Source organism: Vibrio sp. Of7-15, from assembly GCF_022347565.1.
Lineage (GTDB): Bacteria > Pseudomonadota > Gammaproteobacteria > Enterobacterales > Vibrionaceae > NORP241.
The window spans coordinates 29,348-55,085 of sequence record NZ_JAKRGH010000028.1; the positions used below are offsets into that span (position 1 = coordinate 29,348).

The following is a 25,738-nucleotide window of genomic DNA, read 5'->3' on the forward strand; positions in this document are numbered from 1 at the left end:
TAAATTGAATTATGGATTCCATATTTGGAAATTTAGACGATCTATATCTGTTTTGCAGAGTTGTGGATGCGGGCTCTTTGCTAAAAGCATCAGAGCAGTTGCAATTGCCCGTATCGACGATGTCACGGCGTTTAACTTCATTAGAGAAACGTATTGGGGTGCGATTGCTTGAGAGGCAGGGGCGTGAATTATCAGCGACAGAAACAGGGCAAGTGTTTTATGCGCGTATGGGCAGCGAGTTGTCGCAAATAGAGCTGGATTTGCACCAGCTACTTTCAGATGAGAAGCAAGTAAAAGGAAATGTTAGGTTAGTTGTTCCTTACACTATGTATCAGTCTTTTGTCGGTGATGTTGTGCAAGAGTTTATGCTTACTTACCCTGAAGTAACAATTGATGTGAAGCTGAGCTTAGATGATTCCATGCCAGAAACAGACAGAGATCTCGTTGTTGGGTTTAATCTAGGTAGAAGTACTGATTTGATCGCCCGTCCTTACTTTATGGCTCGTGATGTATTGTATGCCAGTTGTGATTACATAGAAAAACATGGAATGCCGACTTCGATAGAAGAAAGTTTAAACCGTGATTGGGTTGGGTTAGAGTCGAGTCGAGAGCTGCATTTTATGCAAGATAATGGACAAAGTGTATCTTGTCATATGAAGCCAAGGATGGTGGTGAATGATGTAAAAATGTTGGTAAAAGCGGTGTCCGCAGGAATTGGAATTGGTGCGATCCCTCGTCATCATGTTCCTTCTGATGATCCTACCTTAGTTAAAGTTTTACCAGAACTTCAATTGCATCGCCGCCAGGCTTTTCTGTATTACAAGCGGCGGGAGCACCAACCTAAAGCCCTGTCTTTATTAATTCAAATGCTCTTAGAGCGTGCACCAAAATTAAAAAATTAGCTCGATAAAGCTTTTGTTGAGAGTATTTCTTATTTATTTTCTTATAAAAAATAAAAGAGTCTATTTATTTTTAGGCGGTTAACAATGCGAGCTTATTTGTAGAATAAATGAGCTCTTTTTACTCTAAAAAGAATTAATGCGGCAAGTGTCATGTTGTTATAAAGCATGGTGGTGAATAACAATCTTAACTAATGATAAGATAATTCACACAGTAAAATATATTTCATATATTGCCACTTATTTTATAAAGCAGGAAGTTTTATGAGTATTAAAAGCCGGTTATTTATTCTCACTTGCATTGCTGTTATTGGGATTGGTGTTTTGATGGGCTACTCATCGAAGATTGCATCTGATTCTGAACGGCTTGCTCAATCTCGTCTTGAACTTGCTAAATTAGAAATATCATTACTTAATTTACGCCGAAATGAGAAAGACTTTTTAATCCGTTTGGATACGAAATATTTAAATACTTTCAAAGGGAATGCTACGAACTTTGCTAATACAAGCGATCTTCTTGTTGAAGATCTGAAACACTTTGGCATTGAACTAAGTGGTAAAGATGAAACTCGTCAATCATTAGATCGTTATGTTAGTGTTTTTACTGCTTTAGTTCAGCAGCATGAAGTGCTCGGTCTTAGTTTTACGCAAGGTTTGCAAGGGAAGTATTTCCTACTAAGGGACAAATTATTTAACCAAGCTATCCATTCTAGCGACATCGATATTCTTGAAGCGATTGCTTTTTTAGATAAACAGGTCGCGAAAGGTGAGTTATTCCCTAAAGATGGCTATCGTGGTGATTTACAGCGCTTAGCAGATAATGCCAGTCATGTTATTCAGCAAAAGCAGCGGCTGGGGCTGAGTTATCAAGATGGCTTACAAGGCGAAGTTCGTAATATATCGGCTGAGGTAGAGCAAGGCTTTATTCTATTAGCACAAGATTTAGAGTCGCAAGTCAATGACCATATCGATTCAGTGCTTATACAAAAATATCTAATCTCAACGTTAATCATTGTTGTTATTCTAGGATCATCATTAGCGATTGCATTGCTTATCAGTCGCCGTATTGATGCTCAAGTTGAGGTGATGGATCAAATTGCACAAACGAATAACATTGGCTTACGTGCCGATGTTATTGGTAATGATGAGATTGCTAAGATTGGTACTAGTTTTAATCAGCTTTTAGAACAAATTGAAACGCTTGTGGTTGGCTCCCAGCAACAGTCGACTCAGTTGTCGAATAGCTCTGATAATATGCAGAGACAGCTTAAATCTGTCTTAAAAGGTTTTGATGCACAAACAGAACATACAGCGATGCTTGCTACGGCCGTAAATCAAATGTCGTCGACCATTGCGGAAATTGCGAGCAATACTGAAAATGCGGCAGCGAACGCCGATCAAACTAACCGTCATGCGCAGTCAGGTCAGGCAGTGGTTCAGCAAGCTAGTGAGAAAATTGTGTGTTTGTCTGAGACATTAAGCAGCAGTCAGACTGAAATTGATTCGCTTGATTCACTCGTTCAGCAAATTGATAGTGTTGTGACTATGATACAAGGCATTGCTGAGCAAACGAATCTTTTGGCATTAAATGCAGCAATTGAAGCGGCAAGGGCAGGAGAACAAGGGCGAGGGTTTGCGGTTGTTGCGGATGAAGTTCGCTCACTTGCAACACGTACACAAACGTCAACAGAAGAAATCAGTACCATCGTTGAGTCGATTCAAATGCAAACTCAAAAAGTAGTTAATGACATTGTAGATTGTGGTCAGCAAAGTGCTTCATCGGTTGAGCAAGCAAAGTTAGCGGAATCGATTTTAGTAAAAATTATTGAGGATGTTTCTCACAGCCACGACAGTTCAATCCAAATTGCAGCAGCGATTGAAGAGCAAAACTCCGTGGCTGAAGAGGTGAGTTCAACCATTACTCACTTGAAAGATCTCAATGATAATAATGTAGAGGCAGCACACTCTTGCTTAAAAGAGATCACTCAAGTGGCTCTGCAATCCGATGAGCTTAAACATTCCGTTGCGCAGTTTCGTGTAACACAGAAATAAACCGAGTTGTATTAAACCGTTATTGGCAGGCTATGTTTCATAGCCTGCCGTTTTATTGCTATTTAAAAGCCACTGCCTACCGATAAATAGAAGGAAGAATTCCCCTCATTACTATGGCCGTAACCTAAAAACACAGGGCCAATAATAGAGTCGACTCCCAAATAAATACTACCAGAGGTAAACGTTGAGCTTTGGTTTATGTCTGCGCCGCTGTCCCACACGCCACCTTGTTCGACCGAGCCACCCAAATAAATTGGGGAGGAGAATAAACCAAAGTCATTGTCTAATAATCGATATCGGTAAATCATGGCGGCAAACAAACTATAACGTCCGTTAAGCTCATATCGGTTAAATCCGGAAAGGTTATGAAGCCCTCCCAAATCTTGCAGGTAAGTAGGAAGCAGTTCGTCAGAATTTGACCCTCCCCCCGATGCTTTTATAGTAAAGGTATGACGGTTAAAAGTAATGGGCTTAATAAGGGAAGCTGAGTAGTACAGAACATCATCATTGATGCTTGAGTTATTGTATTCTGTTGTATTACTAGTAAATCCAACTTGGCTATCAAAAGAGATGCCTTTACTTGGGAAGAAAAAGTTATCTAAGTTATCAAAAGTAAACTGAGCGTATGGGCCATGGCCATAAACGTCTTGTTCAAAATTAACGCTTCGGGCGTGGTAGTGACCCGATAACCCTAAATAACCAAACGTTAAAGCACCAGAGTTATGCCAATTCCAGTCTAGGCCAATATGAATTTTGTTTTGATCATAGTCCACATCACTTTCAAAGGTCGCACCACCACGAGGGGAGTTAAATATGTTATCGCTTGAGAAATAGAATTGCCTTACTTCTTGCGTTAGCTCTGCGCCTGTGGTGATCGCCCACTTTTGGCTGACATCAACGGGAAAGTAGAGTTCAGTAGAGAGTTTTTTCCAGCTACCTGCTAAGAATGCTGTGGTCCATTCGCCTCCTAAGTCTGTGATATTAGTGAGCGTATATTGGGCACCAATGCCATATTCTGAGCGGTTGGAAAAGTTATCTTCTAAACCAAATTTAAAGTTTAGGAAGCCTGGCCCCCACGATTTTTCTTTGATGACCATGTTCAATACCGTTTCATCGCCTTCTTCATCAATGGTGTAGGTGACCTTTTCAAAGTCATTACGGGCATACAGTTTTTTTACTGCGGTTTCAATTTCTGCGGTGGTAATGGCTTTGTTTTCTTCAAGAGAAAGTAATTCACGGATCAAAGACTCGTTTAATTGCGAGCGATTATCCAGCTGGATTTTATCGATGAAATAAGCATCTCTGATGAACAGTTTGGTGCGCTTTTTGGCTTTTTGTATTTTATAGCTGTCGTATTGCTGCTGGGTCAATTGGTATCTTTTTAGTGACTCTATTTGAGCAAGTGCAACGTTACGGCCAGCTTCATAAGCTTGTTGCATCTTATCGAAGTCAGGGGCGGTCATGAAAGACAGCTCTGGTTGTAAGTAGGTGTCTCTTTCCGGTTGTAGGTAGCTAACTTGTTTGTCTGAGCTGGAATTGGTCATGTAAGTTGTTAACTGTTCAACAACCGCTAAAACAGACTTTAGCTCATTGGTATGGTAAAGAGGGTCTCGAAGATCAATGGCGATGATATGATCGGCACCCATTTCCAAAGCTACATCGACGGGCATGTTGTTCACAATGCCACCATCAACGAGGTATTTTCCTTCCCATTCAACACCTTTTAAGGCACCAGGTACCGACATAGAAGCTTGCATTGCTTGGGTAAGATCGCCACTGGCTAAGATGACAGGAGAGACAGATTCCATGTCTGTCGCTACAGCACGGTATGGGATAGGCAGTTTATCAAAGGAAGCGAACTGAGCAGGGTGCCGAGTGGCTTGGCGGAGCAGTGCAGCCATGGTTTGCCCAAGTACGGCTCCCGGCTTAGGTTTGTATTCACCCGATGGGGTTATGCCGACTTCGGCTCTGAGCTGGTAGTCGTCCTCATTACGTTTTTTGCGCAGCAGTAATTCATTACGATCGGATTTGTCAATGTAGCCTTGGTTCCAATCGATATCAAATGTTCTCTCTTTGATTTCGGTGGCAGAGAGGCCAAGAGCAGCCATGCCACCTACGTAAGCACCCATGCTAGTTCCCGTTACAATATCAACGGGGATACGATGTTCTTCCAAAACCTCTAAAACGCCAATGTGTGCAGCCCCTTTTGCTCCGCCGCCGCTCAACACTAGCCCAATTTGTGGGCGCTGAGAGGTTGTCGTGCTTTCAGTGGCATAGGCAGTATCACTAAGAAGGACGAGAAAACTTATTAAAGCGAGAGATAAAAATCGATGATTCGACATGTTAAGTTCCACACAAATAGGCAAAGAGAACGGTTACCAGTTAAACGAAGTCTGCCTAATTTGTGTGAAGATGTCATTAATAAATATGCTAAATATTAGCCAAGTATTGTTTAATTGTCTCAGCGACTTCAGCTGGCGTCGTGTGACTGGTATCTACGCTTAAATGATAGTGAAAATGTTGATGCACCTTATTAAATTGCCACTCGGCTTCACCTATATTCCGATCTCCTCGGTTAATTTCTCGTTGCTTGAGGATCTCTAAATCACAATGTATACCAATCAGAATTAGTTTATGAGGGGAAAGCAGTGTTAAAACCGCATCAGCCAATTTTGCATCCACGACGGCGGTATCCATTATGACTAAGTTATCCTCAGCTAAGGTTGCTGCGGTTTTGATGTAACTGATCTCTAGCTCACTATAATTTAAGTCTGAAATGTCTTGACCTGTGATCATCCTTTGGAGGGCTGAATTTGGTAGCCCATACAAAATTGAATCGATAGAAAAGTTAATAAAAACTTGAGGGAGCAGGGATTCTTGCAACTCTTTAATAATGGATGTTTTACCAGAACTTGATGTTCCGTTTAAAAATAAAATCATAAAGCCTCCTGTTTGTAGGGTTAATTATCCGAGAAGGCTGTGATGAGTCAGAGTTGGATTTACAGAAACTGCGAGTGAGTTTGTTGAAATAAATAAGAAAGTACTTTTGAACAAGATGGGCGGGCAAACTAGCTGGGTTTACCCGCGTATAACGACATAAATGTAAGCTTGTTATAGAGGCGCTATTCTACAGAGCTACAAACGGTCATGCCTTTAGCGATTGCAGGGCGAGCAAGTAACGATTCTACCCAGCGGTTAACATTCGGACAGTTAGCGAGCTCAAGTACTTCAGTCGCTTCATAAAATTTATCTAAGCATACAACCCATGGCATGATAGCAAAATCAGCAATGGTAAGTTCATCGCCAATAATGTATTGCTTACCTTCAAGTTGCTTTTCTAGCACAGCCAGTAAACGTTTAGCTTCTTTAGTGTAGCGTTCCTGCCCGTAAGTTAAGTCGTGCTCGGTAGAGGCGTAACGTGTGAAGTGGCCGAATTGACCAAACATTGGCCCAAGTCCTGCAACTTGCCAAAACAGCCACTGTAACGTTTGACTACGTTTTGTTGGATTAATCGGCATGAACTTACCTGTTTTTTCGGCTAGATGAAGTAAGATTGCACCAGACTCCATGATTGCCAGTGGAGCACCATCATCAGCCAGAGGATCTACGATAGCAGGGATTTTTGAGTTTGGATTAATGCGAATGAACTCATCAGAGAATTGGTCTCCTTCTGAAATATCAATACGGTGCGCATCATAGGCGATTCCCATCTCTTCTAAAGCAATAGAAACCTTTTGGCCGTTAGGTGTTGCAAGGGAGTAGAGCTGAATATTACTGTTCATGAAATGTCCTATAGCGTGATAGCAAGAATGAGGCGGTTCATGCTGCCTCTAATATGCGCATATTACAATATGAAAATGAGTAAATTTTGAAACTATCGATAGAGTGCAGGTGTCTTTTGTTCATATTACAATCAATATCGTTTTTTCAATCTTGAAACAAGCAGTTAGAAGGTAAGAACCCCTTGTAAATAATAAAGGCATTGTTACTTCTTACTTATCTTTAACTCTTAGTTATAGTGCAAATTCTGAAACCCAAGTATGGTGGTGGTTCATATTTTAGTCATTGGTGTTATTTATATCTATTTGATGCATTGGCTATATTTTTTGAAGGTAATTCTGGGAAAAGTAGCCATTGCTATGATTTAGATACTATAAGGGAATTGCTGACTAGGTTATCATTATGTGAGTTGGGTCATGGTGACATGACCGAATAATTTTGTTTTTGGAAAAGGAAGAATTAGCAATTATGGTGGCTAATAAGCGTGTACTAGTGGTTGATGATGATCAGGAAATTCGTGAGCTGTTGGATGAATACCTGACAAAACATAATTACGATGTGACATTAGCAGCAGAAGGGGAGGAGATGAAGCAGAAGCTGAATGAATCTTATCCTGATTTGATTTTGTTGGATGTCATGATGCCAGGTGATGACGGCTTTACGTTGTGTCAGCATATTCGTAAAAGCTCTAATGTGCCGATTATTATGCTTACTGCTGTTTCTGACGAAATGGATCAAATCATCGGTTTAGAAATTGGTGCAGATGATTACATTGCGAAACCATTTAGCCCACGCCAATTAATTGCGCGTATTAAGGCTTTGTTGCGTCGAACACAGCACAGTAATGAGTCCACTCAGGCGCAGGTTATTCGCTTTGGTAACTGGCGTTTAGACACCATGACGCAAAAGTTAACCGATGTGAATTGCGGGGCGACTTATGAACTCACTGGCAGTGACTTTAACTTGCTGATGTTATTTCTAAAGCGCCCGAATGAAATTTTAGACCGAGATACTATTTCTACTGGAACCCGTGGCCGAGAGATGTTGCCCCACGAACGTGGTATTGACGTACAGCTAAGCCGCCTTCGTCAGCGTTTAGGTGATAAAGGTTCACACCCGAAATTCATCAAAACCATTCGTGGTACGGGGTATATTTTTATCGCTGAAGTTATGTATGAAGCATAGATTGTCTCGTTTAATAAATACTTACACCGCTGTCATTATTCGTCATCTTCCACGCTCTTTGGTATCAAGAACACTGTGGTTGACTTTGCTGTCGGTGATTCTCGCTCAAGGCATCGCAACCACTATTTGGTATGGGCAGTCAAAACAGCGTGAGTTGGAAGGGTTAACCTCAACCTCAACCAGTATGGCGCTGAACTTTGCTTCAACGGTAAAGTTTTTTCAGTCTTTGCCACTTCAGTATCGCCATATCGTGCTTGATCAGCTACGTAATATGGGTGGAACGCGCTTTTTTGTGTCATTTAATACAGAAGAAATCTTGATTGACCCTATTCCAGAATCTGAGCTCAAAAGAACCGCAGTCAGTACTTTTGAAGAGGTTTTGAAAGAGAAATTACCAAGACAAGATGTGATTAAAGTTGAGTTTTCAAGACCTGAAAATCTCCACGTACTTAAAAATGATATTTTGTTGAGTGATTTGCCAAAGTCATGGGCGCACTACAGTCTGCAATTCGAACCTTTTAATCCTCCTATTTTAGTGGTGCAGATTGAGTTAGCGACCGATGAATGGCTTTATATTGCGGCGATTCTTCCATCGCCACATATGATGCTTGAAGATGAAATTTTATCCGCTCAGCAGGTGATGTTTATCGTTTCTATTACGGCATTGTTGATGATTTTTACTTACGTCATGGTAAAGCGTCAAACACGTCCTCTAAAACGGTTAGCACAAGCCGCTAATGAATTAAGTCTGGATATTGAGCAGCCACCATTGATAGAAGAAGGGGCAACAGAGCTTGTAACGGCCACTCAAGCTTTTAACCGAATGCAAATGCGTTTACGTCGTTATATAGAGGATCGAGAACATTTATTTAGTGCGATCTCTCATGATTTAAAAACGCCGATCACCCGGCTTCGATTGCGTGTTGAGCTGATTGATGATGAGCGTCAAATCACCAAGTTTACTCAAGATTTAGATGAATTAGAGTTAATGGTAAAAGGGGCTCTTCAATGTGTGAAAGATACGGATATTCATGAAAATGTCAGTGAAGTGGATATGACAACCATGCTGAACTCCATTGCCGAACAACATAATATTGAACATGAAAAAGTGTCTATTATTTCAGGCTATTCCGTGTTGATGTTTTGTAAACCATTGGCGATGAAACGCTGTTTATCAAATTTGATTAATAATGGTGTTAAGTATGGTGAGTGTGTTGAAGTCTTGATCAAAGAAAATAAACACAGCATTGACTTTATTATTCAAGATGAAGGCCCAGGTATTCCAGAATCACAGCAAGAGCGAGTATTTGAGCCTTACGTCCGTTTAGCCTCTGATGATGAAGGGCATGGTCTCGGTATGGGGATTTCAAAAAATATTATTCATGCACATGGCGGTGATTTAACCTTATGCAATAGAGATGAAAAAGGGTTAGAAATAAAGATTTCCATACCGAAAATGTCTCATCGTGGTGGATAGCGAATGAAAAAGTGGAAAGTTTGGCCTGCATGGGTGCTGGCGGGTCTGTTTACTAGTTTTATGAGTAAAGCGGGTGAAGTTGAAGTGCTGCACTGGTGGACCTCTGGCGGTGAAATGAAGTCTGCCGAAGTACTGAAAAGCATGATCGAAGAGCAAGGCAATACTTGGCGTGATTTTGCTATCGCTGGTGGTGGTGGTGAAAGTGCCATGACGGTATTAAAAATGCGGGCAGTGTCTGGTAACCCTCCTTCAGCTGCGCAGATTAAAGGGCCTCCGATTCAAGAATGGGGGAACTTGGGCTTTCTTACCTCATTAAATAAAGTCGCCAAAGCAGAAGAGTGGGATAACATATTACCTACGGTCGTGGCCAATATCATGAAACATAGAGGGGAATATGTTGCTGTACCCTTTAATGTTCACCGTGTAAATTGGCTTTGGGCAAACCCAAGTGTATTTGAAAAATCAAATGCGAAAATACCAACGACGTTAGAAGAATTTTTTGAGTCGGCTGAAAAGATCAAAGCAGCGGGTTATATTCCATTGGCTCATGGTGGGCAGCCTTGGCAGGATGCAACTTTGTTTGAAGTGGTAGCGTTAGAGCGTTTAGGGGCTGATCTATATACCAAAGCGTTTGTTGAGCTTGATATGAATGTGCTGGCAAGCCGCGAAATGGTGGATGTGTTCACCCAGTTTAAAAAAATGCGCAATTATATTGATGAGCAATCCCCAGCTCGTGATTGGAATGTGACTACTTCTATGGTACTTAATGGTGAAGCCGCCATGCAGATCATGGGGGACTGGGCAAAAGGTGAGTTTGCAGCCGCAGGAAAAGTACCTGGTCGAGATTATGTGTGTACTGCTGCGTTTGGAACCGAAAATCAATTTATTTTTAATATAGATAGCTTTGTATTTTTTAAATTATTGGATGCAGAGAACAAACAAGCACAACAAGATTTGGCTCGGGCGATACTGACAAAAGAGTTTCAAACAGTATTTAATTTAAGTAAAGGGTCTATTCCTGTGCGGTTAGACATGGAAATGAAGCAGTTTGATCAGTGTGCGCTAGATTCCATGGCCGCTTTTAAAGCCAGTGCGAAAAGCCAAGATTTAGTGCCAAGTATGGCTCAGGGGTTAGCAACAACCAGTTATGTGCAAACGGCCATTTATGATGTGGTTACCAACTTCTTTAATGATAAAGATTCAGATCCTTATGTTGCCGTCAGTCGTTTAGCCAGAGCCGTAAATGCTGCTAAATAACGACTAAACTAACGTGTATAGATGGACGAACAATACGCCATAACTTGGACTGAATATGAACTTAATACAATAGTGAGTCATGCAAAGCACAAGGAAGATTGAGGTAGTGATTGCAAATGCATAGTTTAAGCTTAGAAATAGCGACAAAAATTTACTCTGATCGTAGGGTAGATGCGATTGCGATTAGAAGAGCTAAAATCATCGATGTCGCCTTATCTGAGAACCTTGAACCTAATCAGCTTCATCTTGAGTTTTTGGATGCTTATCAGTTGTATCGTAACTCAGAGTTTGAACGGGCTTTAGAGCAATTTATGCTGTTGTTGCAACAATGCGAAGACCTGAATGAACTCATTTTGAGCCAGTATATTCGGGTTCATATCGGCACTATCTACGCGATCATGAGTAACTTTCCGAGGGCTTTGCACTTTTTTCTTACTGCGGAAAAAAGCCAGTACCACCACGACTATGCGTTTGATGCCTTATTGCAAATCAACCTTGCAGATACGTACATTCGCTTAGAAAAATACACTTCGGCCATTGAACACGCTCAGCTCGCCCTTGATGTCATTAACCATTTGGATGACGACTCTTCTCATGCACTCGCTGCAATGAATATAGGAACAGCTTATCGTATGCTTGGTGATTTATCGCAAGCAGAAGAGTGGTTTCATAAAGCGTTAAGTGTGGCGACAAGGGGGCAGTGTCCTAGAAGTATTCCTTTGTCGATGCAATGCCTTGCTCAGCTTGAAGCTCAGAAAGGCAATTCAGAAACCGCAGAAAAGTATTTTCTAAAATGCATGGAAGACTTTCAGAATATAGGAGACCCGGACTCTTTAGTTGGAACTGGGGTCGCTTATCTGAACTTTTTGTATGACATGAATCGGTATGAGGAAGCGCTTTCGTACTGTGAACGTATATTAGCGATGCCATATGCTTCTGCTGATGTCATAAAGATGTTCCAAACGTATCGGGTAAAGGCGTTAAGTCTGCAAGCATTAGGGCAACAAGAAAATGCACAAAAAATCATTGAAGTTCAGTTAGCATACGCAGAAGAGCAGTTAAAGAAATCACGTAGCCGAGAGCTAAGCTATTTTGATTCAGCATTAAAATTGGGTAGGCAACAAAAAAGTAAAAATAATGCGGAAGTAGTGAGCTCTTATCTGGAGTCTTTAAACCATCTCGGCCAAAAAATGGCAACATCGCCAGATTTACAAGCAGACTTACCCGTGATTTTTGAAGATATTCAAAATATTCTGCCAGCCTCTTTTCTCAGTATTGCTTTCTATCTTCCCGAAACAAACCAGCTTAATTACGCTCATATTATTGAAGATGAAGGTATTGTCGAGCCTTTTACCGTGAGCTGCGACAACGTTGATCGATTAGGGGTGTATTGTTGTCGGTATCGTAAGACTATCTTGCTGAACACATCCAGTGAAAGTGAGATACAACCTTATTTAGAAACAGATAGAATTGATCTTTGGATAGGTAATAAAGACAGTTGCTCTCGCTCTGCACTTTATACTCCTATTCTGTTAAATGATGAGCTACTGGGTATGATTAGCACTCAGCATGTTGATTCGTATGTGTACAAACATTATCACAAACAGTTGTTAGAGCAGTTAGCTCGATATATTGCAGTGGCAGTAAAAAACATTAAGCAACGCCAAGAGCTGATTAAAAAGCAAATAGCCCTTGAATTGACCAATCAAAAACTGGCGTACATATCGAAGATTGATCCGCTTACTAAAGCGTTGAATCGGCATGAGTTAGATAAGTTAGCACCGCGCTTTATTTTGCATTCTGAAGAACAAAATGTACCGTTATCCTCCATGATGATCGATATTGATTATTACAAAGGGTATAACGATTACTATGGTCATGACGCAGGGGACAACATCTTGCGTCAGCTTGCTTCGATTTTTCAAAAAGGCCTCAATGAACAAACCGATTATTTGTTCCGTTATGGTGGCGATGAGTTTTTTGTGTTGATGCTAAACAGCGATGAACAAGAGGTTTTGGCCATGGCTCACCGAGTTCAAGAATTGGTTAGAGAAGCTGAAATCGAACACAAAACCTCACCAATATCGGATTTTGTGACGTTAACCGTTGGTGTACAAACGTGCTATTGCCAGGAAGAAGAGGGGACGGATTTGTCGGTTCTTATCCAACGTACTGATTTAGCTCTGTATCAAGGTAAGCGAGATAACCGTAATACCGTCTCTGCTTTTAAAATGATGGGAACATAAACTACGTTCAGTTCCCGTCATCTCTTTTGTATTTAGCTCTCTGTTAGTAATTGAGTCACTTGCTGTTGCAGTTTTTCTGCGGTGACTTCATGCGCTGGTATCGCCTTGGTCGCAGAAAGTGTCACTCGTGACCAGAAGCGCTTTGGTAACGTACTAAAAGCAATTCCGCCTTGGTGGCTAAAGAAAGAGCCCCATAGCCCATCTAGCGCCATTGGAATAACAGGTGCAGGGTTACGTTTTATTATTAGCTCAATGCCACGTTTAAAGGTGTTGATTTCACCTGTTTTTGTTAGTTTTCCTTCTGGGAAAATACACACGACTTGATCATCTGCCAGCTCTTCACTGATTTTGTCAAAGGCCGCACGAAATGTTGTCGGATCTTTATGCTCAGCACTGATCGGAATTGCTTTCACACCACGGAATACGTATTTCAGAAGTGGCAGTTCAGAGATCCCTTTATCCATGACAAATCGAACAGGGCGACGGCATGCTCCAGCAATAAGTAATGCATCCATGTAGCTAACGTGATTACACACCAATACCACAGGGCCTGTTTCAGGTATGTTTTGTAGGCCTTTGTGTTTTACACGATAGATAGTGTGGCTTAACATCCAAATGATAAAGCGGAATGCAAATTCAGGTACTTGGCTATAAATATAACCAGCAACAATAATATTACCGACAGCTAATACGAGAAAGAGCTGAGGGATAGTTAGCTCAAGTACAGTGAGTAAAACAATTGCTAGAATTGCGCTAAGAACCATAAATAGTGCATTAAATACATTGTTAGCTGCGATCACTCTTGCTCTGTTTTCTTCGTCACTCTTAATTTGGATTAAAGCGTTTAATGGTACTACGTACATGCCGCCAAATAAGCTGATAAGGGCGAGATCAATCAGTAAACGCCAGTGCTGAGGTTCAGAAATAAAAGCAACAAGATCTGTACCGTGAGATAAAACGACGTTCTGGCTGGCAAAGTATAAATCGATGCCAAAAATACTCATGCCAATGGAGCCAAATGGAATGATGCCAAGCTCTACTTTTTTATCTGAAAGCCATTCACACAATAAAGAACCAACCGCAATGCCCACAGAGAAAACCGTTAATAACAGCGTCACTAATTGTGGGTTTCCACCTAGGTAATCACGCGCGTAAATAGGTAACTGAGTTAAATAGCTAGCCCCTAAAAACCAGAACCAACTGATCGCAAGAATAGATTGAAAAAGCGTTTTATTCGGCTTAACGGCTTTGACTGTTTGGCTTAAACTTGTCAGTGGGTTCCAATTAATCTTCAAGCTTGGGTTACTGCTTGGTGCAACAGGTATGTAGCGGCTACTGATGTAACCCAAAACAGAAAATAAAATCACAGCGATGGCGACAAGGCGCATGGGCTCAGTAAAATCAAATAAGATGCCTGCTGCAATGGTACCGAGTAAAATGGCTAAAAAGGTGCCCATTTCTATTAAGGCATTACCACCAATGATTTCGGTTGGCTTTAAATGCTGGGGGAGCAGAGCAAACTTCACAGGGCCGAAAAACGCCGATTGGGCTCCCATTAAGAACAGGAAAGCCAGCAGCATAGGTGTACTTTCAAACCATAGCGCAACCCCTGCAAAACACATGAGGGCGATTTCAACCAGCTTGATGATGCGAATTAAACGAGACTTTTCCATTTTATCGGCAATTTGCCCGCCCAGTGGCGATAAGAAAAAAAACGGGAAAATGAACAGACCAGCAGCGATGTTCGTCAGTAAAGCACGTTGCTCTTGGGAGTAGATAGCAGAGAACGCAACCATAAGCAGCAGTGCATTTTTGAATAAATTATCGTTAAACGCCCCGAGTGCTTGGGTTAGGAAGTAGGGTAAAAACCGCTTTGTCTTCAGTAGTGAAAATTGGTTCGTCTCCTTCATGCTCTATCTCCTTAGGCTTCAAATATCAATCGAACAGTGTTTTATTTGTGTTTATCATACCGATCAAAAATGACTTGTCTAGTGTTAATTTCTTTATAAACGAGATTTGAAATGAAAACAGGGACGTAAAAAAGCCAGTGAAGTTTGTTCTACACTGGCAAATGTAAGGTATTGGTTTCGTGCTTATACTGCTCTAAGTTGAGTAATCGCTTGTTTTTCTCCTGTGAGTCGCTGCTGCGATTTATTATCAAACACATGCACGTTGTTCGGCTTAACATCTAGATGGATAAATTGCCCTTCAACCACACTAGCGTGTCCTTCCATGCGAACTACAATCGGGGTTTGGGTTCCTGCAAGTACGCAATAGACAAGTAAATCTGCCCCTAATGATTCAATCATTTCCACCTTGGCTTGTAAGCCTGTTTTGTAGTCTGAAACGATTAAGTGCTCAGGTCGAAGGCCAAGTTTGACTTTCTTTATGTTGCTGTCGTAGCTTTTTTTAGTGGAGACTTGGTGGCCGCCATTGAGCGTAAAGTGGTGGCCATTATAGCTGGCACTTAAAATGTTCATGGACGGTGAGCCGATGAAGGTCGCGACAAAAACACTGGCGGGTTTATCATACACTTCTTGTGGTGTGCCAATTTGTTCAACATTGCCTCCATTTAGTACAACTAATCTGTCGGCTAAGGTCATGGCCTCAACTTGATCATGAGTAACGTAAACCGAGGTTGTGTTCAATTTGCGTTGTAGCTTTTTGATCTCTAGGCGCATTTGCACTCGTAATTTTGCGTCTAGGTTGGATAGGGGCTCATCGAATAAAAATACTTTTGGGTGCCGAACAATGGCTCGACCCATAGCAACGCGTTGGCGCTGGCCGCCGGAAAGCTGCTTGGGTTTGCGATCCAGCAGGTGATCCAACTCCAGCATCTTGGCAGCTTGCGTGACTTTTTTCTCTATCTCTTTTTTGGGTGTTTTCCGGTTTTTTAAGCCATAGGCCATGTTGTCGTACACGGACATATGGGGGTAAAGCGCGTAGTTTTGAAATACCATGGCAATATCTCGGTTGCCCGGTTCTGTGTCATTGACTCGTCTGCCATCGATGCTCATGTCACCGCTGGACACGGTTTCAAGGCCAGCCATCATACGAAGCAGTGTTGATTTACCGCAGCCACTGGGGCCAACCAGAACAATCATTTCGCCATGATTAATATCGAGATCGATGCCGTGAATGGCTTTAAACCCATTTGGGTACGTTTTTTCAATTTGGTTTAACGTTAACGTTGCCATGTTATTTCTCCGTCTCGACAAGGCCTTTTACAAAAAATTTCTGCATGCCTACCACCACAATAACAGGGGGCAGCATGGCGAGCAGGGTAGTCGCCATCACTCGGTTCCATTCCACTTCACCATCGGGTACGGACAGCATATGTTTGATGGCCATGACAATGGTGTAATAACTATCATCTGTGGTGATTAATAGAGGCCATAAATACTGGTTCCAGCCATAAATAAAGGTGATCACAAACAAAGCAGCAATATTAGTGCGTGAGAGTGGCAATAAGATGTCTTTAAAAAACTTCATTGGTCCTGCACCATCAATACGAGCCGCTTCGATAAGCTCGTGAGGGATGGTTAAAAAGAACTGCCTGAATAAGAAGGTGGCCGTTGCACTGGCGATCAAAGGAATCGTTAATCCGCCGAATGAGTTGAGCATTTCTAGGTTTGCGATGACTTGGAAAGTAGGCATGATTCGTACTTCAACAGGCAGCATGAGTGTCATGAAGATCAGCCAAAATGCCAACATGCGACCGGGAAAGCGGAAAAACACCACCGCATAAGCCGATAAAATGGAAATAGATAATTTACCTAAGGTAATGCCAAACGCCATGATGGCAGAGTTAACCATCATGCTGGCCACAGATACTGTGGAAGTGCTGGAGGCATCACTGGTAAGCACATCGTAAAAAATTGAAAACCCCAAATCACCGAACCACAGCGGAGTGACTCCTGATACAAAGGTTTGGTTATCGTGGGTAGCTGCCGTTAGGGCAACCCATACCGGCAGAATGACAGTGAGCACACCCAATATAAGCATTAAGTGAGAAAATAGAGTCAGAAAAGGTCTACGTTCAACCATTAGTAGGCCACCTTTTTTTCAACGTATTTAAATTGGATAACGGTCAGCAAGCCAACTAACGCCATTAGTACGACAGACTGTGCCGCAGACGCACCAAGGTTAAGGCCAACAAATCCATCGGCATACACTTTGTAGACAAGAGTTGAGGTCGAGGTGCCTGGGCCACCTTGTGTCATGGCGTGGATGATCCCGAAAGTATCAAAGAAGGCATACACTAAATTCACCACCAGCAAGAAAAATGTGGTGGGGGAAAGCAGGGGAAAAATGATGGTCCAGAAGCGTTTGGCAGGGCCTGCGCCATCAATGGCTGCGGCTTCAATTAAGGATTTAGGAACCGATTGTAGCCCAGCAAGGAAGAACAAAAAGTTGTAGCTGATTTGTTTCCATGTTGCGGCAAGCACCACCATCCACATGGCATCAGACTCATTAAGGTAAGGGTTCCAGTCGATGCCGGTATTTTTGAGCCAGTGAGCTAAAATGCCAACGGTTGGGTTAAACATAAAGAGCCATAAAACCCCGGCCACAACAGGCGCAACAGCGTAAGGCCAAATCAGAAACGTTTTATAAACCCCCGCGCCATGAATCACGCGATCTGCAAGGGTGGCAAAAAACAGTGAACTTGCCAGCGCAATAAAGGCAACCGCGAAGCTGAATTTTAAGGTGATTAAAAAAGAATCAAAATAAAGTTGGTCTGCAAAAAGAGTCAAAAAGTTTTCGCTGCCAACAAATTCCACACTTAACCCAAAGGCGTCTTCCATCTGGGTTGATTGATAGATGGCTTGTCCTGCTGGCCAAATGAAAAAAATCAGAGTAATGAATAACTGCGGAGTCAGCAGAAGGGCAGGTAACCATTTATGATTAAATGACGTCTGGTTGTCCATGACATCTCCGAAAAGAGGGAGCACACAACGCTCCCTGTAGTAAAAATAATGGTGAAGTTTTAGCTATTTTATGAGCTTACACGTTCGAAGCGTTTTAGCAGTTTGTTTGATCGCTCAACCGCTTTGTCTAGGGCTTGCTGGGCTGTTTTCTTACCCATCCAAACTGCTTCAAGCTCTTCGTTGATTACATCGCGGATCTGAACAAAGTTACCTAAGCGAATGCCTTTTGAGTTTTCTGTTGTGGCCACACTGGTCATTTGCTTAATGGCTTCTTCCGTACCTGGATTTTTACTGTAAAACCCTTGTGATTTAGTGAGTTGATACGCTTTTTCTGTAATTGGAAGATAGCCTGTAAACTGATGCCAATCGGCTTGAACTTCGGCACTGGAAAGGTAAGAGAAGAATTCAGCGACGCCTTTGTATTCTTCTTTTTTGTGGCCTTGTAATACCCATAAAGATGCTCCACCGATAATGGAGTTCTGGGGTTTTTGAATGATGTCTTTCCAATAAGGTAGTTGGGCGACACCCACTTCTGTGCCTTTCATGTTTTCATTAACGCCAGCGTAACCTGCTGATGAGTTCATGTACATTGCGCATTCGCCGCTATAGAACAGAGGGGCTGCATCAGAAGCGCGGCCACCGTATTTGAATAGCCCTGCTTTTTTCCATTCCGCCATTTTTGAAATATGCTTTACAAAAGCGGGCTGGTTGATCAGCATTTCTGTATTAGAGCCACTAAAACCATTGTTGTTGCTCGCGAGTGGTAAGTTTTGGCGCGCCGCAAAGTTCTCGACTTGTACCCAAGATTGATAGCCAGTCGTAAAGCCACATTGTGCACCGCTTGCGACGATTTTCTTCGCTGCTGTTTCAAGCTCTTCCCAAGTTTGTGGTGGCTTGTTGGCATCTAGCCCCGCTTTTTCAAACATGGCTTTGTTGTAGTACAGAACAGGGGTTGAACTATTAAATGGCATGGAAAGCATGTGGCCATCTTGATCGGTGTAGTAGCCTGTTACTGAAGACAAATAAGTTGCTGGGTCAAAAGATTGTTTTGTGTCTGTCATTAGCTGATGAACAGGGTAGATGGCTTTATCTGCCGTCATCATTGTTGCAGTTCCTACTTCAAACACTTGCACGATGTGAGGCTGCTTTTTGGCGCGAAAAGCCGCAATTGCCCCTGTCATGGTTTCTGGGTAGCTGCCTTTATAGACAGGCTTAACTGTAAAATCGGTTTGGCTGGCATTAAATCCTGCCGCAATTTCATTTACTTTTTCACCTAATGATCCACCCATGGCATGCCACCATTCGATTTCGGTCGCTGCATTTGCTTGAGCAGACATCATGATTGCTGCCGTGGTTAAACCGATTACGCCTTTCATTGCCATCTTTTATCTCCTTGATAGATAGTGGCGAACTAACTGTATGACCTGACACAAAAAATGTGTTGGGCATATAGTGAATTGCTCAAATGAACGTCAAATGAAACAAGCGTGACTATTTGATTAAGGAGTGATGACGCTTATATGACGGTGCTTATTGATTTGGTGATTTAATGGATATGAGTAAAAGCTCTTAAAGTCATTGTCATAAAGCGTCAGTAGGCTGTGTGGCTGTTAAATAAACCTAATGCTCATTTGAAAAGGAAAGTGACATGAAATTAATGAGTCATCGCGGTGTGGCTAGCTTAGCATCAGAATGTGCTATCAAGGTAGAAAATACAACTCAAGCTCAGCTGTGCTTGCTGTATGTGAAAGGATCGAAATAAAAGGGGCAACAATGCGTGTAAGTGAAAGGCAGCAAGGGATTTTACATCGGCTGCGAGATCAAACCTATTTGCAGATAGATGAGTTAGCCAATGAATTCGAAGTGACAACCCAAACAATCCGTCGTGATATCAATCAACTGTGTGATATGGGGCTAGCAAGGCGTCATCATGGCGGTGTTGGGTTACCTATTTCAATGAGTAATCAAAACTATCGAGTTCGTGAAATCGCTCAACGAGTAGAAAAGCAAACATTGGCACAAAGAGTGGTACAGAATATTCCGGAAGGCTCAACAATAATGCTGGGCATTGGCACGACCATCGCTGCCATTGCTGAGCACCTTATTCATAAATCATCATTAAGAGTGATCACCAATAACTTTCAAGTGGCGGCTATTTTGGGGCAAGCTCCTCATATTGAAGTATGGTTAGCCGGAGGTAAGCTGAGAGCTAATGATCAGGACATTGTTGGCCATTCTGCTTTGTCTTTTATGGGGCAATTTTCAGCTGACATTGGGATCGTAGGCTGTGCCAGTGTAGAAGTAGCAGAAAATAATATTGAGTGCGCAATGGAATTTAAGCCTGATGAGGCGAGACTAAGCCAATGTATCTTATCAAATACTCGGCAAAGCTGGTTGGTAGCGGATAAAGAAAAATGGAACCGTTTAGCATGTGTAAAAGTCGCGTTACTCAAAGACTTTGATAAGGTCTTTACTTAATGTACGCCTCTTTTGAGTGTCATCTGCTTATAACAGGTGATCTTTAAGTTACGCTGAACTAAACGCCGTACTTTATTTATGAACTATTCGATTAAGGTAACATATTTAACGTCAAGAGTGTGATTGATAGAGGGTTGTCTCCATCTTTAATGTGATATTTTTGTTAAATTAAATTCAACCTTGAAGTCTGGGGACTATATGCTAAAGACAAAATCTGCGGTATTAATGGGGAGCTTCTCATTAATGATTTTGGGTTCTGGTAGTGCCGCTGCAAGTGATAGTATTTCAGTGGCTACACTTCATGATTATGCGCCATATTGCTTTCTTGATGGTGAAAGTTTATCAGAACAAGAAATGCATAGTGGAATCAAGCCGGGTGAAGATTCAACAATTTTACTGGGGTATAGTTGGGATATTTTACGAGAAAGCTTTCATCAGCAAAATTATACTCTTGATCTTTTGATTGCCCCTTGGATCCGAGCCAAGAGAGAAGTTGATAACGGTAATGTAGACGTCTTGTTTCCTGCTGGAAAAAATGAAGAGAGAAGCAAAAGGTATTACTACTCAAAAGAGTCCATTAACGATGTTAAGTTTGTTTTGTATGTGCGACAAGATAGCCATTTTGAGTGGGATGGTTTTGATAGCTTATCGGGGTTAGTGATTGGTCAGATACATGGTTACAACTTTGGTGACCAATGGGAAAGGGTATCCGATGTTAGAAAAATAGAGCTAAAAACCATCGAGCAAGGGTTTAAGATGCTTAATAGCGGTCGTATTGATGGTTTTGCCGGGTATGAGTTGAATTGGGATTTAACATTAGCCCGTTTAGGCTGGAGTGAAAAATTTCGGAAATTGCCATCATTTGGGGCAAGCTCAGAGCATGTCGCCGTGCTAAAAACTAATCCAAGAGCTCAAGAAATTCTATCTGCATTTGATGCTGGCAAAAGAGCGCTTGAAAAAAATGGCAAGCTCGCAGAGATTCAAATGGCTTGGAAAGGTAAAGCGCAAACGTTGAATGAAGAAAAAGCAGAAGAGATGATGCCGTAGCTTTTGCAACCACACGCTCATTCACTAGCTGAACGTGTGGTCACTTCGGATTATTTTTCAAAATAGCGATAGGTATTGTCGACATCGATTGGGCAATCACCAATACCTTGAACAACACTTTTAGCGCTGTTAATGGTGGTATAACTGCATGCAATACCATAGATATCTGTCACTGGATACTCATTACCATTTTGATCTCTAAAGTTAATAATCCAACCCGTAGAGAGGGTATCATGAGTAATGTGTACCGATTGAAATTGTCTGTCGGCAAACATTTCCCGACACTCAGAGAGGACCATGCCTTACCTCCTCTTTTCTAGCCTGTTGCCTTTTAATTATTGCCTCAAATTAGTCGTTTTAAAAGTGATGCGCTTTCTATACTTGAAGTAATGTCTGAAGTAAGAGGATATGAAATGAGTATTTCTGCGAAAATGGGTACATATTTAGACAATTCTGGCGTTCATTATGAACTGTTAGAACATACTCATAGTTACAGTTCATTAAGTACCGCCATTACTGCCAATATACCACCATGCCAGATTGCGAAGGCCGTTGTGCTTGAAGATCATGAAGGCAGGAAGATGATGGCAGTATTACCTGCAAGTAATAAAATTCGGTTTAGCAAGCTTAATGAATATTTTCACCGTGATTTTCATTTAATGAAAGAAGAATCGGTATACCAGCTATTTCAAGATTGTGAAGAAGGGGCGATCCCTCCTCTGGCTCAGGCATACAATATGGATGTGGTTTATGATGATCGCCTCAGTAGTGAATCCGATGTGTACTTAGAGGGGGGAGATCATGTCTATATGGTGCATTTAAAAGGCAGCGAGTTTTCTGAATTAATGAAAGGGACAAAACATATGCGCTTTAGTCACCAAGCGTACCATTAATGTCGTTTTTAAATGGCCAAGTCCGCTTAAAGTGGCTTCATTAGTGGCCACTGCTGCAAACATTTGTACTGAACTGAAGATTTACTTTTACTATGGACGGTTTCAGAGCAGTACAAACCAAAGTTCGTAAACGTAAAATTAATGGGGTCACTGAGTTGGTTTTGTGAAGGTGGGGTGGTCACGTTTTTTTTGAGGGTGAAATGAGGAGTATAACGTCTGCTTTCTTGAGGAAGGCCAGATGCTATCGCAACCTCTTTTAAATCTTTAGCTAACATAGCTAAAGGGCTTGGAATGAAATCACAGCCTAACCAAACGACTTTGCTTTGTTTCCAGTAATTAAGGGATTGGCACTGAAGCTGAATATAGGGATGTTGAATCTCTTTTGTTTTTAGGATGAGTAGCTGTTTCTGTTGGTGAGTGACTTGTCCTAAAAAGGCGAGCGTAATATGCAGGTTGCCCTGTGGCACTGAATAGCCATTGCCATCAAGGTGCTCGGAGAGTTGACAAAGCGCAGTAAAACTGTGTTGTTGCTCTTTAGTCAGTGGAGCTTCAAAGCCTAAGGCAAAAAACAAACGTTCAGAGGAATGATTCATTAGGTGGTGTCTCTAGTGGTTTTGTTTAGTCGTTATAAAACTACTGCATATTGTCTTTTTTATTTGGGAATAATGTTGTGCTTTTTAATAATGGCATCGAAGGTACCATCATTAATAATACGTTCTAGCCCTTGATTAAAATCTTGTACAAGCTGTTTAGAGTTTTCTGCTTTTTTGGAAATTAATAAGTAAATAGCCCTAATATCGTCATTCATTTTAAGTGGGGTCAGAGAGTTAATCTCCTGTGGGAAGTGCTTTTTTAGGCTCATGTAAACGACTTCTTCTGTGCCGATTAGAAGGTCAATTCGGCCCGTTAATAGTTGTTTAATGTTAATGCGAGTGCTGTAGGCGCTCAGTTTATTTAAATAGGTGGCATGATCAAACTCTTCAGTATAGCGATATGAAGAAATCACACCGATTTTATAGGGAATTAAATCTTCCAGTTTCTGAAAGCGGATGCCCCTATCTTTTAAAGCAAAGAGGGCAACACGGCTTTCTACTATTGGGTTGGGAAATTTAAAATGCTTGGCGCGCTCTTTTGTATAGTATGCTCCGAGTAAACCATCATAATGCCCTGCTTTGGATTCCCGGATAGCTCGCTCCCATGATGTGTAATTCACTAAACAGTCATACCCCATGCGTTTAAAAGCAGTGGTGACGATCTCAGTAACATAGCCGCCATTTTCTAAATCCATACCAATATATGGCTCCCAAGGCTCGGTCACTAAACTGACAGATTTGGGCTGACTAAGAGCATGAACAGGTAAGACAATTGATTGAAGAGCAAGACAAAGAGCCATTAAAACGAATGAACGTATCTTCATTGTTTGACCCTCTTTACTTCATTATATTAAATGTATAGATAGTGCTATCTGTAATAGCAAGCCATTAAAACAATTAGGTGAACCCTTGTTAGTGTTATTAGTTGAAGACGATATTGATCTTTCTGAATTAATTATTGAATTTCTAGAGTCTGAATCTATCGAGTGTGATTTAGCGTATCACGGAGAAATGGCTTTAGAGTTGGTTCAGCAAACTCAGTTTGATGTCATTATTACCGATGTCATGATGCCGAAAATGGATGGGCATGCATTTTGTACTGAGCTGCGTAATTTGGGTATTACAACACCATGTTTAATGCTGACAGCGCAAAGTGCATTAGAAGACAAACTAACAGGCTTTGATAAAGGAGCCGATGATTATATGGTGAAGCCGTTTGAGTTATTGGAGCTTAAGGCGCGCATATTGGCTCTTGCTCGACGTCATTCAAATGATACCCATTTACTTAAAGTGTCAAATTTGGTGCTAAACACGAAGACACATCAAGCAAGTTTAGGTAATGATCCTCTTAATTTAGGGCCTATTGAGTGGAAAATTTTAGAGTATTTAATGAGAAATAGCCCAAATGTAGTCAGCCGAGAAAAATTAGAAACTATGATTTGGCCCGATGAGCCGCCTTCTTCAGATGCCTTGAAAATGCAGTTGTATCGTCTAAGAAAAATCATTAATAAAAACGAGGTATTACTTCACACCGTTCGTGGAATGGGTATAGCGTTAAGAGCAGAAGATTGAGGTTCACATGAATGATCAATTTGCCAATGATGAGCAGTCTAAAAAAGGATCTCACATAGGTATCGGCCGTTATCTCACCATGCAAGCCGTCATGATGGTGGTAGTGGTTTCTTTTATCAGTGCGTTTACGATCAAAACCGCCTACCAGTGGGGCACGTACGACACCAGCCATTATTTCATGAGCTTGCTAGCAGAGGACATGATAGGAAGCGAGGGCTGGTATGACGACCACTATATCGAAGTTTTTCGTGATTGGGAAAAAATACCTTACCTTGGCTCAGAGTTAACCGAAGCTCCAATGGATATGATCATCAAAGAGATGAACCACGATGTTCTCTATGTGTTGCCTTTCCTTGACACAACAACAGGGGAGCAAGCTTATGCGGTTCATCGTTATCGTGGGTTAGAGGATGACTACGAAACGGATTTAGAACTGATTGATTTACAGCTCTTACTGGGGATCGGAACGTTACTTGTGGTTGCCACCCTGCTGGCGGGTTTTTTCTACTCTATTGCCAAACCTATTCGTTTATTAGGCCAATGGGTGAGTGTGGTGCCCACATCTTCAACTTCTGTAAAACTGAATCGTAATAAATTGAAGTTCTCAGAATTGTGCCGGGTTGCTGAGCAGTTTGAACAAGCCATTACAACCATTGAGCAAAAAAACACGGAAGAGAAACAGTATTTAAAAGCCTTGAGTCATGAACTCAGGACTCCACTGGCGGTGACGAAAGCCTCATTGGACTTATTAGAAAAATTCCCAGACAAGCAGGTGAAAGAGCAAAATAATAAGCTGATTAAGTTAAGGCGAGCAAATAATAATATGCTGTCTACAACCGATTGTTTGCTCTGGCTATGGGCTGATAATGAAAGGAAGGTTGCCACTGAAAAGATAGAAGTAAAACGGGCTATTGAGGACATCAGTGAGCGCTACGATTACATTTTACTGCGTAAATCGGTATCCATTGATTTCAGTATTGACCCAGAGCTCGTTATGAATATGGAGCGTGGCTTTTTCGATATTGTGTGTGGCAACTTAATACGTAATGCATTTCAGTACACAGACGATGGCACTATTTCTATTGTGGTTGATGAGCGCTTCTTTCGTGTTATTAACCCTATCGACATGACAGTGAAGCAAGGTGAAAGCACGGATTATGGTTATGGTGTTGGACTTTTTCTTGTCGAAAAACTTTGCCAACACAAAGGGTGGTTGTTAGAAATAAATACCAATGAAAACAGCTACTCAGTGTCCATTCAGTATGCTGAGGTATGGCCAGATAAATAAAAAATTGTCGAAATAAACATTGACTGAGCTTGCTTGTTACCTA

The 25,738-nt window shown here is 41.6% G+C and carries 22 protein-coding genes; 11 read left to right on the forward strand and 11 right to left on the reverse strand.

Translation table 11 applies throughout. The features are described 5' to 3' along the window. Window positions 1-11 precede the first annotated feature (11 nt). Complete coding sequence (locus MHO82_RS21365; protein ID WP_239187634.1) at window positions 12-902, forward strand: LysR family transcriptional regulator; 891 nt, start codon at window positions 12-14, stop codon at window positions 900-902. 261 nt (window positions 903-1,163) lie between these two features. Beyond that, entirely contained in the window at window positions 1,164-2,951 is a 1,788-nt protein-coding gene (locus MHO82_RS21370) for a methyl-accepting chemotaxis protein (protein ID WP_239187636.1), read from the forward strand. A gap of 62 nt (window positions 2,952-3,013) precedes the next feature. On the opposite strand, the gene MHO82_RS21375 is transcribed toward MHO82_RS21370, so the two are convergent. The 3 genes from MHO82_RS21375 to MHO82_RS21385 all read right to left on the reverse strand — a co-directional run bounded on the left by MHO82_RS21375 (window position 3,014) and on the right by MHO82_RS21385 (window position 6,733). After that, window positions 3,014-5,293, reverse strand: coding sequence for a patatin-like phospholipase family protein (locus MHO82_RS21375; protein WP_239187638.1), 2,280 nt, complete (start codon window positions 5,291-5,293; stop codon window positions 3,014-3,016). A gap of 88 nt (window positions 5,294-5,381) precedes the next feature. Beyond that, a complete protein-coding gene (locus MHO82_RS21380; protein WP_239187640.1) occupies window positions 5,382-5,891 on the reverse strand; it encodes a chloramphenicol phosphotransferase CPT family protein in 510 nt (169 codons plus the stop codon). A 182-nt stretch (window positions 5,892-6,073) separates the two neighbouring features. Continuing rightward, the gene (locus MHO82_RS21385; RefSeq protein WP_239187642.1) at window positions 6,074-6,733 is read right to left on the reverse strand and encodes a glutathione binding-like protein; all 660 of its coding nucleotides are present in this window, start codon (window positions 6,731-6,733) and stop codon (window positions 6,074-6,076) included. A 466-nt stretch (window positions 6,734-7,199) separates the two neighbouring features. Between MHO82_RS21385 and MHO82_RS21390 the strand changes: the two genes are divergently transcribed. The 4 genes from MHO82_RS21390 to MHO82_RS21405 all read left to right on the forward strand — a co-directional run bounded on the left by MHO82_RS21390 (window position 7,200) and on the right by MHO82_RS21405 (window position 12,896). Next, on the forward strand, window positions 7,200-7,916 hold the full coding sequence (locus MHO82_RS21390) for a response regulator transcription factor (RefSeq protein WP_239187644.1): 717 nt from the start codon (window positions 7,200-7,202) through the stop codon (window positions 7,914-7,916). Beyond that, window positions 7,906-9,393 carry an ATP-binding protein gene (locus MHO82_RS21395; RefSeq protein WP_239187646.1) on the forward strand — a complete coding sequence of 496 codons (1,488 nt, stop codon included), beginning with the start codon at window positions 7,906-7,908 and terminating at the stop codon, window positions 9,391-9,393. Before MHO82_RS21390 ends, MHO82_RS21395 begins: the two co-directional genes overlap by 11 nt. A gap of 3 nt (window positions 9,394-9,396) precedes the next feature. After that, window positions 9,397-10,650: an ABC transporter substrate-binding protein gene (locus tag MHO82_RS21400; protein ID WP_239187648.1), complete on the forward strand. Its 1,254-nt coding sequence runs from the start codon at window positions 9,397-9,399 to the stop codon at window positions 10,648-10,650. A 116-nt stretch (window positions 10,651-10,766) separates the two neighbouring features. Beyond that, window positions 10,767-12,896: a diguanylate cyclase gene (locus MHO82_RS21405; protein ID WP_239187650.1), complete on the forward strand. Its 2,130-nt coding sequence runs from the start codon at window positions 10,767-10,769 to the stop codon at window positions 12,894-12,896. Window positions 12,897-12,928: 32 nt separating this feature from the next. Here MHO82_RS21405 and MHO82_RS21410 read toward each other — a convergent pair whose 3' ends face one another. The 5 genes from MHO82_RS21410 to ugpB all read right to left on the reverse strand — a co-directional run bounded on the left by MHO82_RS21410 (window position 12,929) and on the right by ugpB (window position 19,206). Next, complete coding sequence (locus MHO82_RS21410) at window positions 12,929-14,806, reverse strand: MFS transporter (protein WP_239187653.1); 1,878 nt, start codon at window positions 14,804-14,806, stop codon at window positions 12,929-12,931. A 183-nt stretch (window positions 14,807-14,989) separates the two neighbouring features. Continuing rightward, entirely contained in the window at window positions 14,990-16,093 is a 1,104-nt protein-coding gene (locus tag MHO82_RS21415) for a sn-glycerol-3-phosphate import ATP-binding protein UgpC (RefSeq protein ID WP_239187656.1), read from the reverse strand. Window position 16,094: 1 nt separating this feature from the next. Continuing rightward, on the reverse strand, window positions 16,095-16,943 hold the full coding sequence (ugpE, locus tag MHO82_RS21420) for a sn-glycerol-3-phosphate ABC transporter permease UgpE (protein WP_239187659.1): 849 nt from the start codon (window positions 16,941-16,943) through the stop codon (window positions 16,095-16,097). Continuing rightward, on the reverse strand, window positions 16,943-17,824 hold the full coding sequence (gene ugpA, locus MHO82_RS21425) for a sn-glycerol-3-phosphate ABC transporter permease UgpA (RefSeq protein ID WP_239187662.1): 882 nt from the start codon (window positions 17,822-17,824) through the stop codon (window positions 16,943-16,945). Before ugpA ends, ugpE begins: the two co-directional genes overlap by 1 nt. Window positions 17,825-17,892: 68 nt before the next feature. Then, window positions 17,893-19,206 carry a sn-glycerol-3-phosphate ABC transporter substrate-binding protein UgpB gene (ugpB, locus tag MHO82_RS21430; protein ID WP_239187665.1) on the reverse strand — a complete coding sequence of 438 codons (1,314 nt, stop codon included), beginning with the start codon at window positions 19,204-19,206 and terminating at the stop codon, window positions 17,893-17,895. 391 nt (window positions 19,207-19,597) lie between these two features. On the opposite strand from ugpB, the gene MHO82_RS21435 reads away from it, so the two are divergent. Together MHO82_RS21435 and MHO82_RS21440 are read left to right on the forward strand one after the other, a co-directional pair. Beyond that, complete coding sequence (locus MHO82_RS21435) at window positions 19,598-20,302, forward strand: DeoR/GlpR family DNA-binding transcription regulator (protein WP_239187668.1); 705 nt, start codon at window positions 19,598-19,600, stop codon at window positions 20,300-20,302. A 198-nt stretch (window positions 20,303-20,500) separates the two neighbouring features. Next, window positions 20,501-21,349, forward strand: coding sequence for a transporter substrate-binding domain-containing protein (locus MHO82_RS21440; RefSeq protein WP_239187670.1), 849 nt, complete (start codon window positions 20,501-20,503; stop codon window positions 21,347-21,349). Window positions 21,350-21,399: 50 nt separating this feature from the next. Here the strand turns inward: MHO82_RS21440 and MHO82_RS21445 are convergent, their stop codons facing one another. Continuing rightward, window positions 21,400-21,648, reverse strand: a complete 249-nt coding sequence (locus MHO82_RS21445; RefSeq protein ID WP_239187672.1) for a hypothetical protein — start codon at window positions 21,646-21,648, stop codon at window positions 21,400-21,402. A 114-nt stretch (window positions 21,649-21,762) separates the two neighbouring features. On the opposite strand from MHO82_RS21445, the gene MHO82_RS21450 reads away from it, so the two are divergent. Next, window positions 21,763-22,242: a YbaK/EbsC family protein gene (locus MHO82_RS21450; protein ID WP_239187674.1), complete on the forward strand. Its 480-nt coding sequence runs from the start codon at window positions 21,763-21,765 to the stop codon at window positions 22,240-22,242. A 26-nt stretch (window positions 22,243-22,268) separates the two neighbouring features. Here the strand turns inward: MHO82_RS21450 and thpR are convergent, their stop codons facing one another. Both thpR and MHO82_RS21460 read right to left on the reverse strand, forming a co-directional pair. Beyond that, window positions 22,269-22,835, reverse strand: a complete 567-nt coding sequence (gene thpR / locus MHO82_RS21455) for an RNA 2',3'-cyclic phosphodiesterase (RefSeq protein ID WP_239187676.1) — start codon at window positions 22,833-22,835, stop codon at window positions 22,269-22,271. A 59-nt stretch (window positions 22,836-22,894) separates the two neighbouring features. Beyond that, window positions 22,895-23,659, reverse strand: coding sequence for a transporter substrate-binding domain-containing protein (locus tag MHO82_RS21460; protein WP_239187678.1), 765 nt, complete (start codon window positions 23,657-23,659; stop codon window positions 22,895-22,897). A 91-nt stretch (window positions 23,660-23,750) separates the two neighbouring features. On the opposite strand from MHO82_RS21460, the gene MHO82_RS21465 reads away from it, so the two are divergent. Both MHO82_RS21465 and MHO82_RS21470 read left to right on the forward strand, forming a co-directional pair. After that, window positions 23,751-24,407, forward strand: a complete 657-nt coding sequence (locus tag MHO82_RS21465; protein ID WP_239187722.1) for a response regulator transcription factor — start codon at window positions 23,751-23,753, stop codon at window positions 24,405-24,407. 7 nt (window positions 24,408-24,414) lie between these two features. Then, a complete protein-coding gene (locus tag MHO82_RS21470) occupies window positions 24,415-25,695 on the forward strand; it encodes a HAMP domain-containing sensor histidine kinase (protein WP_239187680.1) in 1,281 nt (426 codons plus the stop codon). The last annotated feature ends 43 nt before the right edge of the window (window positions 25,696-25,738 follow it).

What these genes read in the sequence shown, in the direction of transcription:
- MHO82_RS21370 (WP_239187636.1), top strand. Translation starts at nt 1,164, where the DNA reads ATGAGTATTAAAAGCCGGTTATTTATTCTCACTTGCATTGCTGTTATT.
- MHO82_RS21390 (WP_239187644.1), top strand. Translation starts at nt 7,200, where the DNA reads ATGGTGGCTAATAAGCGTGTACTAGTGGTTGATGATGATCAGGAAATT.
- MHO82_RS21365 (WP_239187634.1), top strand. Translation starts at nt 12, where the DNA reads ATGGATTCCATATTTGGAAATTTAGACGATCTATATCTGTTTTGCAGA.
- MHO82_RS21440 (WP_239187670.1), top strand. Translation starts at nt 20,501, where the DNA reads ATGCTAAAGACAAAATCTGCGGTATTAATGGGGAGCTTCTCATTAATG.
- MHO82_RS21470 (WP_239187680.1), top strand. Translation starts at nt 24,415, where the DNA reads ATGAATGATCAATTTGCCAATGATGAGCAGTCTAAAAAAGGATCTCAC.
- MHO82_RS21385 (WP_239187642.1), bottom strand. Translation starts at nt 6,733, where the DNA reads ATGAACAGTAATATTCAGCTCTACTCCCTTGCAACACCTAACGGCCAA.
- MHO82_RS21415 (WP_239187656.1), bottom strand. Translation starts at nt 16,093, where the DNA reads ATGGCAACGTTAACGTTAAACCAAATTGAAAAAACGTACCCAAATGGG.
- MHO82_RS21460 (WP_239187678.1), bottom strand. Translation starts at nt 23,659, where the DNA reads ATGAAGATACGTTCATTCGTTTTAATGGCTCTTTGTCTTGCTCTTCAA.
- MHO82_RS21395 (WP_239187646.1), top strand. Translation starts at nt 7,906, where the DNA reads ATGAAGCATAGATTGTCTCGTTTAATAAATACTTACACCGCTGTCATT.
- MHO82_RS21375 (WP_239187638.1), bottom strand. Translation starts at nt 5,293, where the DNA reads ATGTCGAATCATCGATTTTTATCTCTCGCTTTAATAAGTTTTCTCGTC.
- ugpA (WP_239187662.1), bottom strand. Translation starts at nt 17,824, where the DNA reads ATGGACAACCAGACGTCATTTAATCATAAATGGTTACCTGCCCTTCTG.
- MHO82_RS21435 (WP_239187668.1), top strand. Translation starts at nt 19,598, where the DNA reads ATGCGTGTAAGTGAAAGGCAGCAAGGGATTTTACATCGGCTGCGAGAT.
- ugpB (WP_239187665.1), bottom strand. Translation starts at nt 19,206, where the DNA reads ATGGCAATGAAAGGCGTAATCGGTTTAACCACGGCAGCAATCATGATG.
- thpR (WP_239187676.1), bottom strand. Translation starts at nt 22,835, where the DNA reads ATGAATCATTCCTCTGAACGTTTGTTTTTTGCCTTAGGCTTTGAAGCT.
- MHO82_RS21410 (WP_239187653.1), bottom strand. Translation starts at nt 14,806, where the DNA reads ATGAAGGAGACGAACCAATTTTCACTACTGAAGACAAAGCGGTTTTTA.
- MHO82_RS21400 (WP_239187648.1), top strand. Translation starts at nt 9,397, where the DNA reads ATGAAAAAGTGGAAAGTTTGGCCTGCATGGGTGCTGGCGGGTCTGTTT.
- MHO82_RS21405 (WP_239187650.1), top strand. Translation starts at nt 10,767, where the DNA reads ATGCATAGTTTAAGCTTAGAAATAGCGACAAAAATTTACTCTGATCGT.
- MHO82_RS21450 (WP_239187674.1), top strand. Translation starts at nt 21,763, where the DNA reads ATGAGTATTTCTGCGAAAATGGGTACATATTTAGACAATTCTGGCGTT.
- ugpE (WP_239187659.1), bottom strand. Translation starts at nt 16,943, where the DNA reads ATGGTTGAACGTAGACCTTTTCTGACTCTATTTTCTCACTTAATGCTT.
- MHO82_RS21380 (WP_239187640.1), bottom strand. Translation starts at nt 5,891, where the DNA reads ATGATTTTATTTTTAAACGGAACATCAAGTTCTGGTAAAACATCCATT.
- MHO82_RS21445 (WP_239187672.1), bottom strand. Translation starts at nt 21,648, where the DNA reads ATGGTCCTCTCTGAGTGTCGGGAAATGTTTGCCGACAGACAATTTCAA.